The sequence below is a fragment of the Williamsia phyllosphaerae genome (assembly GCF_014635305.1).
Classification (GTDB): Bacteria; Actinomycetota; Actinomycetes; order Mycobacteriales; family Mycobacteriaceae; genus Williamsia_A; species Williamsia_A phyllosphaerae.
In genome coordinates this window covers 139,019-156,560 of the sequence record NZ_BMCS01000003.1, presented here as the reverse complement: position 1 = coordinate 156,560, position 17,542 = coordinate 139,019, and the positions used below count along the sequence as shown (strand labels likewise).

The window sequence follows — 17,542 nt, the reverse complement described above, 5'->3', positions numbered from 1 at the left end:
CCCTGGCCCGCCCCTCGCGGAGCTCTCGAGAAATCGAGGCGTCGTGCGTCAGACCTGAACTGTGTCCGCGACGACGATGTTGATCGTCTTGCGTCCACGCTTCTGGCCGAACTCCACCGCGCCTGCCGACAGGGCGAACAGGGTGTCGTCGCCACCGCGTCCGACGTTCACGCCGGGGTGGAAATGGGTTCCGCGCTGACGGACCAGGATCTCGCCCGCGCTGACCACCTGGCCACCGAATCGCTTGACGCCGAGTCGTTGTGCATTCGAGTCGCGACCGTTGCGCGAGCTGGATGCACCCTTCTTGTGTGCCATGTCTTAACTCCTTCTCGACGACGCGTTACTTGATACCGGTGACCTTGAGCACCGTCAGCTTCTGACGGTGGCCCTGGCGCTTGTGGTAGCCGGTCTTGTTCTTGAACTTGTGGATGCGGATCTTCGGGCCCTTGACGTGCTCGACGACCTCACCGGTGACGGCGGCCTTGGCCAGCGCGTCGGAGTCGGTGGTCAGCGTCGAGCCGTCGACGACGAGGGTGACGGGCAGCGGCACCGTGGAGCCGACCGGTCCGTCGATCTTCTCGACCTTCACCAGGTCGCCTTCAGCGACCTTGTACTGCTTACCGCCGGTCTTGACGATCGCGTACGTTGCCATCGGAGCACTACCTCTTACTGTCTGTTGTCCGGTGCGCCCGCAGGGTGTGCGGGGCCGTCTTACGTCGTGTTCAGTCGGTCTCGTGTGAGTCCGACCTGCCTGCGGTGAACGAGGGCGTCGTCTCCGGTGGAGGGACGCGACACGCTGGTTTCGGACACAGCGCTACCTTGCTCGCCTGAAGGCGACTAACCGAGGTTACGGGAGTGTCACTCGCCGGGTCAAACCGTGGTCAGCGCCGTGTTGCGGTGTCGTCGCCATCAGTCCTCCTGCGGCGGACCGGCAGGCCGACCGGCCGCTCGTCGACGAGTCCGCCGTTTGGCGGCGACCACCGGTTCGTCGACCACTGCCGCCGCGCCCACGGTGGTGACCGGTGCGGCGTCGGCGGGAGCGACGGTGGCGACGGGCGGTGCCTCCACGGCGGCCGAGACCTGCTCGGTGGCAGCCGCGGGTGCCGCCGCCGGACGACGGGCCGCGCGACGACGCTTGCGCGGCGGCTCGGGATCGGCGGCTGCGGTGTCGACGACAGGCTGGGGCTCGGCAGCCGGTCCGGTCTCGACGACGTCCTCGGCGACCGACGCCTCCGGAGCGGGATCGGGCGCGACGGCGGCGACCGCCTCGGTGGCGACCTCCACCGGATCGCTGTCACGGTCGGGCGCGGTCGGGTCACCGTCGGAAGCGGGTGCGGCGTCGGCGGCCGAGTCCTCGACATCCGGACCCGACGGCTCCTCGCCCTCGGGGTGCGACGCCATCGCACGGAACATCGGGTGCTCGGACGGGTTGTGGGCGGGCTTGGCCTCGGTCGGGGCGTCCGCCTTCTTCTTGCCGCCACGACGGGAGCGCTTGGAACTCTCCTGACGCGGTGCGTCGTCGCCGGCGCCGGTCACCTCGACCGGGTTGGCGTGGACGATGATCCCACGACCGGAGCAGCAGGTGCAGGTCGACGAGAACGCTTCCAGCAGACCGGTTCCCAGCCGCTTACGGGTCATCTGGACCAGTCCGAGGGACGTCACCTCGGACACCTGGTGCCGGGTGCGGTCGCGCGAGAGGGCCTCGGTCAGACGGCGCAGAACGAGGTCGCGATTGGATTCGAGGACCATGTCGATGAAGTCGACGATGATCATCCCGCCGATGTCCCGCAGGCGCATCTGGCGGACGATCTCCTCGGCCGCCTCGAGGTTGTTCCGGGTGACCGTCTCCTCCAGGTTTCCACCGGAACCGGTGAACTTCCCGGTGTTGACGTCGACCACGGTCATCGCCTCGGTGTGCTCGATGATCAGCGTTCCGCCCGAGGGCAGCCACACCTTGCGCTCGAGCGCCTTGGCGAGTTGTTCGTCGATGCGGTGCACGACGAACGCATCCGGTGAGTCCGCGTGCGGCTTGGTGAACTTCACGAGCCGGTCGGCGAGGTCGGGGGCGACCGACTCGACGTAACCCTGGACATGGTCCCAGGCGGAGTCGCCGTCGACGACAAGCTTCTTGAAGTCCTCGTTGAACAGGTCGCGGACGACCTTCACGAGCAGGTCGGGCTCCTCGTAGAGCGCCTGCGGCGAGGCACCCTTGGCCTTGCCCGCTCCCGCGGTGGCCTCTTCGATCTGGGCCCACTGCGCCTTGAGACGGTCGATGTCGGCGGACAGTTCCTCGGCGCTGACGCCCTCGGACGCCGTCCGGATGATCACGCCGGCCTCGGCCGGGACCAACTTCGAGAGGATCTGCTTGAGTCGCTTGCGTTCGACGTCGGGCAGCTTGCGGCTGATGCCGGTCGACGAACCACCGGGCACGTACACGAGGTAGCGGCCGGCGAGGGAGATCTGGGTCGTCAGTCGCGCACCCTTGTGTCCCACGGGGTCCTTGCTGACCTGGACGACAACCGGGTCGCCGGGCCGCAGCGCCTGCTCGATCTTGCGGCTACCGCCGTCGAGTCCGGCCGCGTCCCAGTTGACCTCACCGGCGTAGAGCACGCCGTTGCGTCCCCGGCCGATGTCGACGAACGCCGCCTCCATGCCGGGCAGGACGTTCTGCACCCGGCCGAGGAAGATGTTGCCGACCATCGACGACGAGGTCGAGGTCGTGACGAAGTGTTCGACGAGCACGCCGTCCTCGAGGACCGCGACCTGGGTGTAGTCCTCGGTCGGCGCGGTCGTCTGGTCGGAGTCGTCGGACAGACCGACGTTGGCCGAGCGCTCCCGGACGACCATCACCCGGTCGACAGCCTCCCGACGGGCCAGGAACTCGGACTCGGTGAGGATCGGCGGACGGCGGCGGCCGGCGTCGCGGCCGTCACGGCGGCGCTGACGCTTGGCCTCGAGACGGGTGGATCCGGAGATGCCCTGGACCTCGTCGCGGTCACGCGTGGAGGACGAGGACGACGAGCGCGACTTGGCTCGTGGCTCGCGCTCGTGGACCACGGTGTTCGGCGGATCGTCGCTCGGCTGGTCGTCTCCGTCGGCGCCACCCTTGCGACGACGGCGACGGCGGCGGCGGCGATTGTTCGCCGACGAGTCGTCGTCGTCGGAGTCGTCATCGCGGGTGTCGGCCTCGTCGGACCCGGTGTCCTTCGTCGACGTGTCGTCCCCGTCGGACGATTTCCCGTCCGACTTGTCCCCGGCGGAGGTGTTCTGACCGGACTTCTGATCGTCGGGCTTCTCGCCTGCGGTGTCGTCGGCGTTGCCTGCGGTCGCGTCGGCGTTCTTCGCGCCCGACCCGCGCCGTCCGCCACCGCGGCGGCCCGAACGGGGCTCGGTGGTGGTCGTGTCGGACTGCTCGGCGTCATCGGGCCGGGAGTCGGCGGCAGCGCTGTCGGTGCCGGAGTCGTCGGACGAGCCGGTGGACTCGTCGTCCGAGGAGTCGTCGAGGTCGGAGTTCTGCTCACCGGCCACCTGATCACCACGACCACGGCCGCGACCACGACGTCCGCGACGCCGGCGGCGGGAGCCCGAGCCGGAGCCGTCACCGTCGTTGTCGCCGCCGCTGTCGTTGTCGGCGCCGTCGGTGGAGCCGTCGGAATCCTCCGCGGTGGCGGCCGGGGACTCGGAGCGGGTGGAGGTGGCGTCATCGTCGGACGGGGTGGTGGCGACGTCGTCGGCCGGAGCGGGCTTGTCGGCGCGTTGCGTGCGTCGACGCGTACTCGGCTCCGGGGCCTGCGGCTGCAGGAACAGCGGCCCCTGCGACGAGTCGCCGGCGTCCGCCTTCGTGGTGGGTTCGACGGCCTCGACCGCGGAGAACAACGACGGAGTCGTCGACTCCGATGACACGTCGGCCGGTGCCGATGCGGCACGGGCCGACTCGACGGGGGCCTCGGGTGCGGGATCGGCCGCGGGTACATCGACCGGCGCGGGGGCACCCGGAGTGGCCTCGGGGTCTGCTGCGGCGGGCTCGGCGATACGGTCGCGGACCTGCACCGCGGCACTGCGATCGATGCTCGACTGAGGGCTGCGGGCCACGATGCCGAGTTCGGCGAGGTGTACGAGCACCTCCCGGCTGGGGATGCCCAGTATCCGGGCGAGCGCGTGCACCCTCAGCTTGTGTGGGAACTCCTGCGCCGGGGTGGATTCGGCGTTCGAGTCGGCGGTGTTCAAGTCTTCGGACGAGCCATTGTCGGCCACGTGTTCTCCTAGGCCCCCGGGCGCATCGTCTCGACGCGGCCTCGCGAGGGCTGTGCTGTGTGTCGGACCGCGAACGGTCCGAGTTTGTATGGTCTCGCGCCGGCGGACAGCGGTTGTGCCGTGTTCGCGCAACGCATTGGGCTGATGGCACCACCGGAGTCCGAGCGGTCCACACCGCGCGTGCGTCGTTGTGATCGACACATCGCGTTGTTGTGATCAACGCCAAGCGGGGACCGAAGGAAATCGGCGGGTCATCGGGTGTCATCACCGACGGTGTCGGCAGCGACCCCTGCAGTATCCCACACGGCCGCCGCGGGACGGCGCACCACTGCGGTTCACCCGCGGTTCGGCTGGTGGCAACGAAGACGGCCCGCCCTGTGCGCGGGCGCACGGGACGGGCCGGAGGGGTGCGCGACCCGGTCGTTTCCGGGGCGGGCACACCGATGGACGAGGTGGGTCAGGACAGTCCGGGGAACCAGAGTGCGATCTCGCGCTCGGCCGACTCGGGCGAGTCGGATCCGTGCACCAGATTGTTCTGCGTGTTCAGCGCGAGGTCGCCCCGGATCGTGCCGGGGACGGCCTTCTCGACCGGGTCCGTGCCACCGGCGAGTTGCCGGAACGCGGCGATCGCCCGTGGGCCCTCGACGACCGCGGCCACCAGTGGCCCGGAGGTGATGAACTCCAGCAGCGATCCGAAGAACGGTTTGTCCTCGTGCTCGGCGTAATGGCCGCGAGCGACGTCGTCGCTCGCGGTCCGCAGTTCGAGGGCCACCAGGGACAGGCCCTTGCGTTCGATTCGGCTGATGATCTCGCCGACCACTGCCCGGGCGACGCCGTCGGGCTTGATCAGGATCAGGGTGCGTTCGGTCACGACGACAGCGTAGTCATGCCCCGTGGCGACGCCGCGGACGGCTCAGTCGCAGAACTTGCCCTCGATGGCGAAGAAGCCGTAGTTGAACAGGTTCCCCGAGGTCGCGCGGGGGTCGACGACGACCTGGACACATCCACCCGGGGACTTCAGCGCCTCGGCGACGGTCGCGTCGAAACGCGCGGCCAGCGCCAGATTCGCGGCGCGGTACTGGTTGGGCACCGGGATCGACGCGACGAACTCGGCGAGGTCGATCCGCGAGGCACGCACGGTCAGGTCGTGCGTGGCGACGTAGCCGAACTCCGACGGCGAGACCGGTACCGGCTCGCCCGCGGGCAGCACCTCGACCGCGCCGGCGACGGGTTCATCCGCGGAGGCAGCACCCACGCCCATCGTCGAGATGCCCGCCGCGAGTGCGCACGAGATCACGGCAACGGAGGAACGGGTGCTGAGACGACGCATGAGGTGATGGGCCTTTCGACGGGTGAGATCGCGGGCGGGCGCCCGCGGCGACCCTCGCATGGTGTCAGTCGGGGGCGCTCACGTCATCCCGAATTGCGGCCGCAAAGATAACGAATCGGACACGGACCCGGGGTCTCGGGGCTCAAGCCGGATCGGCGCCCGCGTCCCCGATCGGCTCCTGACCGGGTAGCAGTCCCCGCTCGATCCGCAGTCGGACGTCGCGCTTGATGTAGGCGATGTACAGCCAGACCAGCCCGAAGACGATGCCGACCGCCGCGATCGACCAGTGGAAGACCACGCCGACGATGAGAAGGACCTGCAGGGCGAGATCGAACTGCAGGGCCCACGGACGTCCCTGCACACCGGCGCCCAGGACCATGAGCAGCGCCAGGACGACCAGGTAGACGCCCGACACCCACGTCAGACCGCCGCCGACCCGGGCCACGATGGGCAGGGCCAGCAGGACGACGATGAACTCGAGGATCAGCGTCCCGGCCATGATCCCGCGCAGGCCCTTCCACGGATCGTTCACCGGTGGGGTGAAACGGCCACCGACCGCGTCGGGTCCAATGTCCTCCGGCCCGCTCGCATCGCTCCCGGTGGCGGATGTCATGAGGGGTCCTTTCCGAACAACGTGCGGGCCGCACCCGCGGTCACCACCGAGCCGGTGATCACCACGCCTGCGCCGGACATCTGATCCAGCTCGTCGCCGGTCTCCTCTGCGGCGGCCACCGCGGCCTCGACCGCCTCGGGCAGGAACGGTCGCACGTCGACCCGGTCCTCGCCGAAGATCGGCAGGGCCAGGTCGGCGAGATCGGTCGTGTCCATCGCGCGGGGCGACCCGTTGTTGGTGAGCACCACCGAGTCCACGACGGGTTCCAGGGCGGTCAGCAGTCCGACGGCGTCCTTGTCCCGCATGACACCGACGACCGCGATGAGACGACGGAAGTCGAACTCCTCGACCAGGCTGCGGGCGAGTGCGGCCGCCCCGTGGGGGTTGTGGGCCGCGTCGAGGAACACCGACGGTGCCGTGCGTACGCGCTCGAGGCGCCCGGGGGTGGTCACGGCGGCGAATCCCGCGCGAACGGCGTCGATGTCGAGTTGCCGGTCGGCGCCGGCACCGAAGAAGGCCTCGACCGCCGCGAGCGCGAGCACCGCGTTGTTCGCCTGGTGCCCACCGTGGACCGGCAGGAAGATCTCGGAGTAGACGCCGCCGAGCCCCTGCAGTTCGAGCATCTGACCGCCGACGGCGGTGCGCCGCTCAAGGACCCGGAACTCGGAGTCCTGCCGCGCGACCAGTGTCTCGGCCTCGGCGACGCGGGCCATGAGGACACTGCCGGCCTCGGGGTCCTGGGCGGCGAGGATCGTGACGGGATCGACCGGCACGATGTCGTCGGGGTTGGCGGGCTTGATGATGCCCGCCTTCTCCCCCGCGATCGCCGTGAGCGTGTCGCCGAGGTAGTCCGCGTGGTCCATGGCGATCGGGGTGATGACCGCGACCGACGGTTCGATGACGTTGGTGGCGTCCCAGGTGCCGCCGAGGCCGGTCTCGACGACGGCGACATCCACCGGCGCCTCGGCGAACACCGCGTACGCCATCGCGGTGAGCACCTCGAACTTGCTCATCCGCGGACCACCCTGGGCGATCGACGAGTCGTCGACCATGGTGATGAACGGTTCGAGTTCGCGGTAGGTGTCGACGTAGAGCCGCGGGGAGATCGGTGCCCCGTCGACCGAGATGCGTTCGGTCGCGAGCTGCAGGTGCGGGCTCGTGATCCGACCGGTCCGGCGGTGCAGCGCGGTGAGCAACGAGTCGATCATCCGGGTGACCGACGTCTTGCCGTTGGTGCCGGCGATGTGGATCGACGCGTACCCCTTCTGCGGCGAGCCGAGGACGTCCATCAGTGCGACCATCCGGGTCAGGGACGGCTCGATCTTCGTCTCCGGCCAGCGGTCGTCGAGTTCGGCCTCGACCTCGGCGAACTCGGCGAGGTCGTCGGCGGTCGGGACACCGAGGGCGTTCTGCGGGGTGCTCACGCCCCACCCAGCTCGTCGAGCTTCGCGCGGATGCGCTCGACCTCCTCGGTGGCGATGCGCTGACGGTTCCTGATCTTCTCCACGACCGGTTCGGGCGCCTTGGCCAGGAACTGCTCGTTGCCGAGCTTGCCGGTGGTCTGCGCCAGCTCCTTCTCCGCAGCAGCGAGATCCTTGGCCAGCCGGCGCTTCTCGGCGTCGACGTCGATCGACTCGGAGGTGTCGAGTTCGACCCGGATCGTCGCCGAACTCAACCGCACGTCGATGGTCGCGGTCGCCGAGAAGTCGTCGCCGGCGGCCGAGAGCTTCGCCAGCGAGTCGACGTAGGGGCGCACCGACCCCAGCCCGGCGGCGTCGATGCCGTCGAGGCGGGTGGGGACGCGCTTGTTGTCGGCGATCCCCTGGTCGCCGCGGAACCGTCGGACCTCGGTGACGAGTCGCTGGGTGTCGGAGATGCGTTGGGCGGCCTGCGCATCGGCCGTGTCGCCGATGGCCGTGGGCCACGACGCGGTGACCAGGGTCTCCTCACCCGTCAGCGTGGTCCACAGCACCTCGGTGACGAACGGCATGACCGGGTGCAGCATCCGCAGGATCGAGTCGAGCACCGTGCCGAGCACGATGGCCGTGGCCTGCGCACGGTCGGTGTCGACGACGCCGTCGGCGCCCGCGTAGACCTGGACCTTCGCCAATTCGACGTACCAGTCGCAGAACTCGTCGCGCGCGAAGTGGTAGAGCGCCTCGCACGCCTTCGCGAACTCGTACGACTCGAACCCGGCGTCGGCGTCGCGAAGCACCTCGTCGAGGCGGCCGAGGATCCACCGGTCGGCGTCGGTCAGCGTGGCGCGGTCCGGTAGCTCGCCCAGACGCGCTCCGTTCATCAGCGCGAACTTGGTGGCGTTGAACATCTTGGTGGCGAAGTTGCGCGATGCCTCGGCGTGGTCGTCGCCGACGGACAGGTCGCCGCCGGGGGTGGCGCCGCGGGCCAGGGTGAACCGCAGGGCGTCGGCGCCGAACCGGTCGACCCAGTCGAGCGGGTCGATGCCGTTGCCCTTCGACTTCGACATCTTGCGGCCGTGTTCGTCGCGGACCAGTCCGTGCAGGAACAGATCCCGGAACGGGACGCCGTTGTCGCCGTCCATCGTGGCGCCGACGTAGGTGCCGAACATCATCATCCGGGCCACCCAGAAGAACAGGATGTCGTACCCGGTGACCAGGACGCTGGTCGGATAGAACTTGGCCAGATCGGCCGTCTGGTCCGGCCATCCCATCGTCGAGAACGGCCAGAGGCCCGACGAGAACCACGTGTCGAGGACGTCGGGATCCTGCTCGTACCCGGCGGGCGGCTCCTCCCCCGGCCCGACGCAGACCACATCGCCGTCGGGGCCGTAGAAGATGGGGATCCGGTGTCCCCACCACAGCTGACGCGAGATGCACCAGTCGTGCATGTCGTCGACCCAGCCGAACCAGCGCGGCTCCATCGACGCCGGGTGGATCACGGTGTCCCCGTTGCGGACCGCGTCACCGGCCGATTTCGCCAACGTCTCGACCCGCACCCACCACTGCATGCTCAGCCGCGGCTCGATGGCCTCGCCGCTGCGCTCGGAGTGTCCGACGCTGTGCAGGTAGGGGCGCACCTCCTTGACGATGCGGCCCTGCTCGGCGAGCGCCTCGCGCACCGCGACGCGGGCGGCGAACCGGTCGAGTCCGTCGAACTGTGTTCCGGTGTCGCAGATGTGGGCGGAGGTGTCCATGATCGTGGGCATCGCCAACCCGTGACGCCGGCCGAGCGCGAAGTCGTTGGGGTCGTGCGCCGGGGTGATCTTGACCGCGCCGGTGCCGAACTCGGGATCGACGTAGTCGTCGGCGACGACCGGGATGGACCGCTCGAGGAACGGGTGCGGGAGTTCGGTGCCCACCAGGTGGGCGTAGCGCTCGTCGTCGGGATGCACCGCGATCGCGGTGTCGCCCAGCATCGTCTCCAGTCGGGTGGTGGCCACGACGACGTGCGGCTCGGCGTCGTCCATCGCCCCGTACCGGAAGCTGACGAGCTCGCCCTCGACGTCGTCGTAGGTCACCTCGATGTCGCTGATCGCGGTCTGCAGGGTCGGCGACCAGTTGACGAGCCGCTCGGCGCGGTAGATCAGGCCGTCGTCGAACATGCGCTTGAACACCGTGTGCACGGCGCGGGACAGCCCCTCGTCCATGGTGAAACGTTCACGGGACCAGTCGACGCTGTCCCCGAGCCGGCGCATCTGGCCGCCGATGTCGCCGCTGATCTCGGCCTTGGCCTCCCACACCTTGTCGATGAACGCCTCGCGGCCCAGCGCGTCGCGGGCGATGCCCTGTGCGGCCAGGCGCTTCTCGACCATGGCCTGCATCGCGATGGCGGCGTGGTCCATACCGGGCAGCCACAGCACCTCGTAGCCCTGCATCCGGCGACGGCGGGAGAGCGTGTCCATCAGGACGTGCTCGAAAGCGTGGCCCATGTGCAACGAACCGTTGACGTTGGGCGGCGGTATGACGATGGAGAACGGGGGCTTGTCGCCGGCCGCATCGGCGGTGAAGTACCCGCCGTCGATCCAGCGCTGATAGATCGCGGACTCGTGGGCGGCGGGTTCCCAGGACTTGGGCAGCGAGACGGCAGGTGCTGGGAGTTCGGTCACCGTTCGATTCTAGGGAACGGTGATCGCCCCGGGTTGCCCGGGAACGCCCCCGGCGGTGATGCGGAGCCGATGCAGGTCCTCGGGGGCGTTGACGTTGACCAGCCAGTCGGGATTGCTGATCGAGACGCGGTTGACCACGAGGGTGTCGATGGCCGCCAACATGCGTCGCTCACCGGTGGCGGCGAGGTCGCGGATCCGACCCGCGCACGCGGTCCGGTAGATGGCCGCGAACGGGTGCGCCCTGGTCGCGTCGACCGCGATGGCCGCGTCGTCGTTGTCCCGGAGGCCGAGCAGCAGTTCGTCGATCAGGTCGGTGCTGATCAACGGCATGTCGGTGGCGCAGACGAAGGCGACCTCACGTCCGGCCGCGGCCGCGTCGGCCAGACCCGCCGCGAGCGCCCCGAGCGGGCCGGTGCCCGCCTTCTCGTCGGTGACCCAGTGCGCCTCGGGTCCGCCGCTGCCCTGCAGGGTGCGGTAGGCGGCCGACGAGGCGGCCGCCACCACCGAGACGGGATCGCAGCGACGACCGACCTCTCCGACGATGCGTGCCAACATCGGTTGGCCGTTCCAGTCCAGTCCGGCCTTGTCCGAGCCCATCCGTCTCGATGCGCCTCCCGCCAGAACCACGCCCGCCAACGCCATATCCGCCACCACATCGCTCATGGGGCCAGTATCGCGTGACGGACTGCCCCGGCGAGGCCACTATGGAGGAATGACTTCCACCGAATCGGATCGGTCCGCCTCTGCGCCCGGTTCTCCAGAGGCGTCCGAGACCGCCGTCGACGAACCGACACGGACCGACACCTCGCACCCCAAGACCTACGCGGCGGGAGTCCCCGCGGTCGCGGTCTCCATGAAGCGTGGTTTCACCCAGATGGGCCCCGTACGTACCGCGAGGACGTTGCTCGAGCTCAACCAGCGGCACGGGTTCGACTGCCCCGGGTGCGCCTGGCCGGAGAAGCCCGGCGGACGCAAGCCCGCCGAGTTCTGCGAGAACGGGGCCAAGGCGGTCGCCGAGGAGGCCACGCGACGCCGCGTGACCCCGGATTTCTTCGCCACCCACAGCGTGGCGGAACTGCGCGAGCGGTCGGAGTACTGGCTGTCGCAGCAGGGACGGATCACCCATCCGATGTTGTTGCGCGACGGCGCGACCCACTACGAGCCGATCGACTGGGCCGACGCCTACCGACTGATCTCCGACGAACTCGCCGCTCTCGACTCCCCCGACGACGCGGTGTTCTACACCTCGGGCCGCACCAGCAACGAGGCCGCGTTCGTCTACCAGTTGTTCGCCCGCAGCCTCGGCACCAACAACCTGCCCGACTGTTCGAACATGTGCCACGAGTCGTCCGGGCACGCGTTGTCGACCACGATCGGCATCGGCAAGGGGTCGGTCTCGGTCCTCGACGTGGAGAACGCCGACCTGATCCTGATCGCCGGCCAGAACCCGGGGACCAACCACCCGCGGATGCTCTCCATACTCGGCGACGCGAAGCGCAACGGCGCGAAGATCGTCGCGATCAACCCGCTGCCCGAAGCCGGGCTGATGCGGTTCCGCGACCCGCAGCGTCCCGGCGACATCCTCGGCGCGGGCACCACACTGGCCGACGAGTTCCTGCAGGTCCGACTCGGCGGCGACATGGCCCTGTTCCGCGGGCTGGCCGCGCTGCTGCTGCGCGCCGAGAACGCCGACCCGGGCACCGTGTTCGATCACGACTTCCTCGAGACCTACTGCTCGGGTGTCGAGGACTACCTCGCCCTGGTCGCCGACACCGACATGGACGAGATCTGCGAGGCCACCGGTCTGCGCCTGGCCGAGCTCGAGACGTTGGCCCGGCTGTGGATCTCCTCCGACAAGACCATCGTCTGCTGGGCCATGGGGCTCACGCAGCACAAGCACGCGGTGGCCACCATCGAGGAGGTCACCAACACCCTGTTGCTCAGCGGCATGATCGGCAAGCCGGGGGCCGGTGTCTGCCCTGTGCGTGGACACTCCAACGTGCAGGGCGACCGCACGATGGGCATCTGGGAGCAGATGCCCGAATCCTTCCTCGCCGCTGTCGATTCCGAGTTCGGCATCACCAGCCCGCGTCGGGTCGGCTACGACGTCGTCGACGCGCTGCGCGCGATGCGCGACGGCAAGATCGGCATCTTCATGTCGATGGGCGGCAATTTCGTCTCGGCGACCCCCGACACCGAGGTCACCAAGGCGGCGATGGCCCGTTGCCGGCTCACGGTGCAGGTCAGCACCAAACTCAACGCGTCGCATCTCGCGACGGGCAGCGTGGCGTTGATCCTGCCCACCCTGGGCCGCACCGACCGCGACATCCGGGACGGCAAGCGACAACTGGTCACCGTCGAGGACTCGATGGGTTCGGTCCATCTGTCCCGCGGATCGCTCACACCGTCGAGTGACTGCATGCGCAGCGAGGTCGGCATCATCTGCGAGCTGGCCGAGACGGTGCTCGGATCCGACCACGCCGTGAACTGGTCGGGACTGGCCTCCGACTACGACCGCATCCGCGACCACGTCGCGGCCGTCGTGCCGGGATTCGAGAACTTCAACGACCGGGTGCGCCAGCCGGACGGGTTCCTGCTCCCCCACCCGCCGCGCGACAGCCGCGAGTTCCCCACCGAGAGCGGCAGAGCCGTGTTGACGGTCAACGACCTCGAGTGGCTGCCGACACCGCAGGGGCGCCTGATCCTGCAGACGCTGCGCAGTCACGACCAGTACAACACCACGATCTACGGGCACGACGACCGTTACCGCGGCATCAAGGGCAACCGACGGATCATCATGGTCAACCCCGACGATCTGGCCGAGCTGGGTCTCGTCGACGATCAGCCGGTCTCGATCGTCTCGGAGTTCGAGGGCGCCGACGGACTCGAGGAACGCCGAATCGATGATTTCCGGGTGGTGTCGTATCCGACCCCGCGCGGCAACGCCGCGGCCTACTACCCCGAGACCAATCCACTGGTCCCGCTCGACCACGTGGCGACGAAGTCGAACACGCCGGTGTCGAAGGGGATCACCGTGCGGCTGGTCGCAGCTCCCTGATGGGACGGGTCACCACACGGATCCCGGTGCGCCGCATACGACTGCACGGCGACGCCACCCGACCGGACACCCTGGCGGTGGAGGAACCCCTCGAGATCCGCATCGCCGGTGCACCGTTGACGATGACGATGCGCACCCCCGGCGCCGACATCGACCTGGTGCACGGGTTCCTGTTGTCGGAGGGCCTCATCGCCGGCGCCGACGACATCGACACCATCCGGTACTGCGACGGGGTCGACGCCGACGGCCAGAACACCTACAACGTCCTCGACGTCGCCTCGGCGCCCGGCGTGACGCTGACCGCGCCCAGACGGGCGTTCATCACGACGTCGGCGTGCGGGGTGTGCGGCAAGTCGTCGATCGACGAGCTACGCGCCACCTCACGGTTCGACCTACGCGACGACCACTCGACGGTGGACACCGATGTGTTGATCGCGCTCCCCGACCGGCTCCGGGCCGAGCAGAAGACGTTCGCGGGCACCGGCGGCACGCACGGCGCCGCCCTGTTCTCCACGGACGGCACACTGCTCGTGGTGCGCGAGGACGTAGGGCGGCACAACGCCGTCGACAAGGTGATCGGTTGGGCGGTCCGCGAGGGTCGGATCCCGTTGCGTGACACCGTGCTGATGGTGTCGAGTCGGGTGTCGTTCGAACTGGTCCAGAAGGCCGTGATGGCCGGCATCCCGATCCTCGCGGCGGTGTCGGCGCCGTCGTCGCTGGCCGCCTCGCTCGGCGACGAGACGGGACTGACCGTCATCGGGTTCCTGCGCGGCGAGTCGATGAACATCTACTCCGCCCCCGAACGCGTGGTCGGCCACCCGGCCGGGTCGACAGACCGGTCAGTCCTGCGCCGCGGCGATCGTCACGTCACCGAGGATGTCGGGTAGCTCCGCCGGTCGGTCGAGCACGTGCTGCGACAGGAACGCGAGTACGACCCGGTACCAGATGATCGCGTTCTGCGGCTTGAGGATCCAGTGGTTCTCGTCCGGGAAGTACAGGAACCGGTGCACCGTCGAACCGTCGTCGGCGGCGGGCAGGCCCGACTCCGAGAGCAACTCGTACCAGAGGCGCAGCCCCTCCCCGATGGGGACGCGATAATCCTTGTCGCCGTGGATGACCAGCATCGGTGTCACGATGTCGGCGACGTAGAGGTGCGGCGAGTTCTCCACGGCCATCTCCGGTGACATCTCCCGCGCCCAGTAGTCGGCGCCATCGGTGGTCGGTCCGAACTGGTCGAGAGCCCACAGACTGGCGTGGGTGACGACGGCGCGGAACCGGTCGGTGTGCCCGGCGATCCAGTTCGCCATGTACCCGCCGAACGATCCGCCCATGATCGCGGTGCGGCCGGACGCGATGCGCCGATCCGCCTCGGCGGCGTCGGTCACCGCCATCAGATCGGTGTAGGGCTCGAAACCCCAGCTGCCCCAGCCCCGTCGGATGAAATTCTGGCCGTATCCGGTCGACAGCGCCGGATCAGGGAGTACGACCGCATAGCCCGCGGCCACCGCGATCCACGGGTTCCAGCGCCACGACCACGCGTTCCAGGACCCCAACGGACCGCCGTGCACCCACAGCAGGAGCGGCACCGGCGAGCTGTCGGAGGCACCGTGGGGCAGCGCCAGCCACGCGCGCAACGGCGTGCCGTCGATCGCCTCGGTGCGCAGGTCCTCGAGGGTCCCGGGCAGTTCGGGGAGCGCCACCGGTCCGCGCAACGCGGTGACCTCACCGGATCGCAGGTCCACCCGGACGACGTGCGGGGGTTCGGCCGGCGAACTGCGCAGTGCGAACAGGTGTTCCGCGTCCGGGTGGACCGCGACGTCGGTGTAGCAGTGGTCGGTGGCGGTCACGGCCCGAACCGCACTCGACGTCGCGACGGCGGGGTCTCCGAGTACGAAGACCTGGCCGCGACCGTCGTCGTCGGCGGTGACGATGAGTTCGGTGCCCTCCGCCGACCACGCGACCGAGCTGGGCCACCTGTCCCAGCCGGTCGCCCAGTCGGTGACGCTGCCGTTGGCGAGGTCGTAGGTGTGGGCGGTGATCACCGGTGCGTCGGTCGGGGTGGTGACCGATTCGCGCAGGAACGCGACCCGCCGACCGTCCGGCGAGACGGTGGGGGCGAAGAAGTCGTGGTCGGGATCGGCGAGCAGGGTGACGCGCTCCCCCGGGCCGGCGTCGCCGAATCCGATGCGCACCAGCGTCGTTCGGGTCGAGGCCTGCGGTGCACCCACGCGCCAGGTGGTGATCGCGAACGAGCCGTCCGGCGCGACGCCGACCCCCGCTTCGCGTAACGCCGGTCCCGGGTTCTCGACCACCGCGGCCAGCTCCCCGGACGGGGCCAGGTCGAAGAGGAACGGCCGGCCGGGGCCGAGGTCACTGTCCCACAGGCGAACCGGGTAGCGGTCGTGCAGGATCGCCGAGACGGCCGCGGTCTTCCGCTTCGCGCGAAGCGCGTGGTCGGCCTCTGCCGATCCGCCCAACACGTCGGCGAGCGCGAGCACGGTGTCCGCGGCGCGTGCGGTGACGAGCGAGTTCACCCCGCCGGGACGGGCGACGACACGTTGCGCCTCACCGACGGTCGGCAGTCGCCAGACCGCGGCGGTCGGGTTCTCGTCGGGCCCAGGTGCAGATTTTCGGATGAACCACAGGGCGCCGGAGCCGTCGAAGGTCGGGGCGGACGCGCTGTCGGGACCCTGGGTGAGGCGCGCGGCCGGGAGGTGACCTGTCGGATCGATCTCCCACAGCGCGGTCGTGTGGCCGGTCGACTTCTCGTCGAGCGTGGCCACCGTGGTGATCAACCGACGACCGTCGGGCGACATGGCCAACCCGCTGACGCGGGGGGTCGCGATGTAGCGGTCGAGGTCGTGGAAGTCGGTGTTCTCGGCGTGCGTCACGCCGCGAGACTACGCGGTCTTGTCGCGTCGTTCGTCGCGACGCGGCTTGCGCGGGACGATCGTCGGCAAGACGTTGTCGCGCACGGTTTCCTCGGTCACGACGACCTTGGCGACATCGTCGCGGCTGGGGATGTCGTACATCACCGGGAGGAGGACTTCCTCCATGATGGCGCGCAGTCCGCGGGCGCCGGTGCCTCGATGAATGGCCTGGTCGGCCACCGCCTCGAGAGCCTCATCGGTGAACTCGAGTTCCACACCATCCATGTCGAACAGCCGGACGTACTGCTTCACCAGCGCGTTCTTCGGAGTCGAGAGGATGGAGACCAATGACTCCTTGTCGAGGTTGGTGACCGAGGCGATCATGGGCAGACGGCCGATGAACTCGGGGATCAGGCCGAACTTGATGAGGTCCTCGGGCATGACCTCGGCGAAGTGATCGACGGTGTCGACGTCGTTCTTGCTGGCGACCTCGGTACCGAAACCGATGCCGCGCTTGCCGATTCGGTCGGAGACGATCTTCTCGAGCCCCGCGAACGCACCCGCGACGATGAACAGCACGTTGGTGGTGTCGATCTGGATGAACTCCTGGTGCGGGTGCTTGCGTCCACCCTGCGGGGGCACCGAGGCCTGGGTTCCCTCGAGGATCTTCAGCAGCGCCTGCTGCACACCCTCGCCGCTGACGTCGCGGGTGATCGACGGGTTCTCGCTCTTGCGGGCGATCTTGTCGACCTCGTCGATGTAGATGATCCCGGTCTCGGCGCGCTTGACGTCGTAGTCGGCGGCCTGGATGAGCTTGAGAAGGATGTTCTCGACGTCCTCACCGACGTAGCCGGCCTCGGTCAGCGCGGTGGCGTCGGCGATGGCGAACGGGACGTTCAGCATCTTCGCGAGCGTCTGGGCGAGGTAGGTCTTGCCGCAGCCGGTGGGGCCGAGCATGAGGATGTTGGACTTGGCCAACTCGACGACCTCGCCACCGCGGGCGTCCTTGCGGTCGCCCGCCTGGATGCGCTTGTAGTGGTTGTAGACGGCGACGGCCAGGGTGCGCTTGGCCGTGTCCTGACCGATGACGTACTTCTCGAGGAAGTCGCGGATCTCGGTCGGCTTGGGCAGCTCGTCGAGTTTGACGTCGCTCGATTCGGCGAGTTCTTCCTCGATGATCTCGTTGCACAGGTCGATGCACTCGTCGCAGATGTACACGCCGGGGCCCGCGATGAGCTTCTTGACCTGCTTCTGACTCTTTCCGCAGAAAGAGCACTTCAGCAGATCGCCGCCGTCTCCGATTCGAGCCATCGTGTGCTGTACCTCTTCCTTG

The 17,542-nt window shown here is 69.0% G+C and carries 13 protein-coding genes; 2 read left to right on the top strand and 11 right to left on the bottom strand.

Features of this window, described 5'->3' with window-relative positions:
* Positions 1 to 48: 48 nt before the first annotated feature.
* From rpmA to mobA, 9 genes are all read right to left on the bottom strand, one after another.
* Positions 49 to 315: a 50S ribosomal protein L27 gene (gene rpmA / locus IEV93_RS19285; RefSeq protein WP_188492072.1), complete on the bottom strand. Its 267-nt coding sequence runs from the start codon at positions 313 to 315 to the stop codon at positions 49 to 51.
* Between the two features lie 25 nt (positions 316 to 340).
* Entirely contained in the window at positions 341 to 652 is a 312-nt protein-coding gene (gene rplU, locus IEV93_RS19280; RefSeq protein WP_188492070.1) for a 50S ribosomal protein L21, read from the bottom strand.
* Positions 653 to 909: 257 nt separating this feature from the next.
* A complete protein-coding gene (locus tag IEV93_RS19275) occupies positions 910 to 4,254 on the bottom strand; it encodes a translation initiation factor IF-2 N-terminal domain-containing protein (protein ID WP_229705340.1) in 3,345 nt (1,114 codons plus the stop codon).
* A gap of 457 nt (positions 4,255 to 4,711) precedes the next feature.
* Positions 4,712 to 5,125 carry a nucleoside-diphosphate kinase gene (gene ndk / locus IEV93_RS19270; RefSeq protein WP_188492068.1) on the bottom strand — a complete coding sequence of 138 codons (414 nt, stop codon included), beginning with the start codon at positions 5,123 to 5,125 and terminating at the stop codon, positions 4,712 to 4,714.
* A gap of 42 nt (positions 5,126 to 5,167) precedes the next feature.
* On the bottom strand, positions 5,168 to 5,584 hold the full coding sequence (locus IEV93_RS19265; RefSeq protein WP_188493196.1) for a hypothetical protein: 417 nt from the start codon (positions 5,582 to 5,584) through the stop codon (positions 5,168 to 5,170).
* 142 nt (positions 5,585 to 5,726) lie between these two features.
* Positions 5,727 to 6,083, bottom strand: coding sequence for a DUF4233 domain-containing protein (locus tag IEV93_RS19260; RefSeq protein ID WP_229705411.1), 357 nt, complete (start codon positions 6,081 to 6,083; stop codon positions 5,727 to 5,729).
* 110 nt (positions 6,084 to 6,193) lie between these two features.
* Positions 6,194 to 7,621 carry a bifunctional tetrahydrofolate synthase/dihydrofolate synthase gene (folC, locus tag IEV93_RS19255; RefSeq protein ID WP_188492063.1) on the bottom strand — a complete coding sequence of 476 codons (1,428 nt, stop codon included), beginning with the start codon at positions 7,619 to 7,621 and terminating at the stop codon, positions 6,194 to 6,196.
* Positions 7,618 to 10,281: a valine--tRNA ligase gene (locus tag IEV93_RS19250; protein WP_188492061.1), complete on the bottom strand. Its 2,664-nt coding sequence runs from the start codon at positions 10,279 to 10,281 to the stop codon at positions 7,618 to 7,620. The genes folC and IEV93_RS19250 overlap by 4 nt, the downstream gene beginning before the upstream one ends.
* Before the next feature lie 9 nt (positions 10,282 to 10,290).
* On the bottom strand, positions 10,291 to 10,944 hold the full coding sequence (gene mobA, locus IEV93_RS19245) for a molybdenum cofactor guanylyltransferase (protein WP_188492059.1): 654 nt from the start codon (positions 10,942 to 10,944) through the stop codon (positions 10,291 to 10,293).
* 49 nt (positions 10,945 to 10,993) lie between these two features.
* Between mobA and IEV93_RS19240 the strand changes: the two genes are divergently transcribed.
* Both IEV93_RS19240 and fdhD read left to right on the top strand, forming a co-directional pair.
* Positions 10,994 to 13,339 carry an FdhF/YdeP family oxidoreductase gene (locus tag IEV93_RS19240; protein WP_188492057.1) on the top strand — a complete coding sequence of 782 codons (2,346 nt, stop codon included), beginning with the start codon at positions 10,994 to 10,996 and terminating at the stop codon, positions 13,337 to 13,339.
* Entirely contained in the window at positions 13,339 to 14,226 is an 888-nt protein-coding gene (gene fdhD / locus IEV93_RS19235; protein WP_188492055.1) for a formate dehydrogenase accessory sulfurtransferase FdhD, read from the top strand. Before IEV93_RS19240 ends, fdhD begins: the two co-directional genes overlap by 1 nt.
* On the opposite strand, the gene IEV93_RS19230 is transcribed toward fdhD, so the two are convergent.
* Entirely contained in the window at positions 14,179 to 16,155 is a 1,977-nt protein-coding gene (locus tag IEV93_RS19230; protein ID WP_188493194.1) for an alpha/beta fold hydrolase, read from the bottom strand. The two genes, fdhD and IEV93_RS19230, sit on opposite strands and share 48 nt — an antisense overlap.
* 84 nt (positions 16,156 to 16,239) lie before the next feature.
* Positions 16,240 to 17,520, bottom strand: coding sequence for an ATP-dependent Clp protease ATP-binding subunit ClpX (gene clpX, locus IEV93_RS19225; RefSeq protein WP_188492053.1), 1,281 nt, complete (start codon positions 17,518 to 17,520; stop codon positions 16,240 to 16,242).
* Positions 17,521 to 17,542: the final 22 nt, after the last annotated feature.